Origin of the sequence: Rheinheimera oceanensis, assembly GCF_018831085.1 — a bacterium.
Classification (GTDB): Bacteria; Pseudomonadota; Gammaproteobacteria; order Enterobacterales; family Alteromonadaceae; genus Alishewanella; species Alishewanella oceanensis.
Genome location: NZ_JAGPNM010000007.1, coordinates 1 through 1,478 on the forward strand (window position 1 = coordinate 1; position 1,478 = coordinate 1,478).

Annotated in this window: 2 protein-coding genes and 1 pseudogene; all 3 read right to left on the minus strand. The window is 50.1% G+C overall.

Features of this window, described 5'->3' with window-relative positions; genetic code table 11:
* The coding region (tnpA, locus tag J3B89_RS21585; RefSeq protein WP_433915367.1) for an IS66 family insertion sequence element accessory protein TnpA at positions 1 to 161 on the minus strand (161 nt) is incomplete at its 3' end.
* A gap of 63 nt (positions 162 to 224) precedes the next feature.
* A complete protein-coding gene (locus J3B89_RS14935; protein WP_215398413.1) occupies positions 225 to 1,235 on the minus strand; it encodes a DUF3080 family protein in 1,011 nt (336 codons plus the stop codon).
* Between the two features lie 3 nt (positions 1,236 to 1,238).
* Positions 1,239 to 1,478, minus strand: a pseudogene (locus J3B89_RS14940) (MATE family efflux transporter); the annotation flags it as partial.

Here is a 1,478-nt window from a genome sequence, read left to right on the forward strand (position 1 = left end):
GCTTGTTCAGTTTGCTCAGCCAAGCGTTGCCGCCATTTATAAAATGACATGGTGCTCAGTTGATGGGTTTGGCAAAATTCAGTGATGCTCAGCTCTGATGTGTGCCATAAGTCGATTAATTGCTGCCATTGTGCAGCGTTGCGGTAAGCTCGCTTTGCCATGTCACTCTCCTGTTATGATGAGTGCACAGCTTATCGCGCGATCTTTAGTAGGAATAGGACGTCCTAAAATGGACGCTTACGCTGCAACAGACACTGGCTATTTAGTGTTTGCCACCACTTCACATGCACTGCCAGCTCGTTGCGCATGGCGCTGTAGTTACCGTCAAAACGCTGCGTTAACGCGGGGTGTAAGGCGGTGTCACGGTACAGGTTTTCCAGCAATGGCCACAGCTGCTGTTGGTATCCTTGCAGATTAACAGTGTATTGTTGTACCTGAGCAATAAAAAACTTATTAAAAATGTTGGCCAGTATCTCCAGTTGTTGTTTATCAGCTCTGGGCTGGCATAGCTGTTGTGGCCTGATGTTGGCCAGCAACTGATTAAGCTGCAACAGTTGATGGCTGCTGACACGCAAGCTGTATTGCAAGCGGCCGATAAAATTGTAGTGATACAGCAGTTGTAATTGTTGTTCGATATTCACCTGGCTGGCAGCCTGCCAGTTTTGCTCTGTGATCAATTGTTTAAGCTGGTTTAGCTCTGTCAGCGCCTGCCAGGTCTCACTACTGCCGGGGTTGTCGCCCACGCCAAGGCTGTCGCGCACACCCAACAGCTGCTTGCGTAGTGTATCATCGGTTAACAGCATATTATTCAGCGCAATATGTACCGTGTTTTGTTTGTGCTGATACACCTGTTGTAACTGACTCAGCAGCTCAGTGTTGTCCCAGTTTTGGGTTAGGCACTGCTGTAACTGGTTTAAAAACCGTAGCTCGTAACTCAGCTGTTTGCTGGCAGTGTACACCCGGCCAAGGCTGGAGTTACGCTCGCCTATTAAGGTATCCAGGCCACAGCGACGGGTAGCAAAGGTATCGGTCAGATCCAGCCTGAGATCGGGCAGAGGTTGCTTAAGATCGCGTGGCTCTGCCAGCGGCACGGCAGGTGGCAGTGGGGTATTGATGCTGGTGGTGTCTAATACTCTTGCAAGCCGCTGCTGATAATCTTTCAGTGCGCTATCGCCCTTGATATCAGCACAGGCAATAAGGTTAAGTACCAGCAGGGGGAGCAGCCATAACTTCATATGTTAACCAGCCTCATGCTCTACTTTGTGCAGTGTGCGTTTTAAAATAATCGCCAGTAACACCGCGGCCACACTCAGGCCGGCAATAATGCCAATCCAAAAGCCGTGTGCGCCCATTGGTGCAACCAGCCAGTTTGTCAATCCCAGTACGGCACCCAGGCCAAAACCGATTGGCCAGTAGGCAATAAAGGTAATAAAAAATACCGGCTTGGTCACTTTCATACCGCGCAGCGCGCAGGCCGA

Bases quoted from the DNA above. Each gene is read 5' to 3' on its own strand.
- J3B89_RS14935 (WP_215398413.1), bottom strand. From the start codon at position 1,235: ATGAAGTTATGGCTGCTCCCCCTGCTGGTACTTAACCTTATTGCCTGT.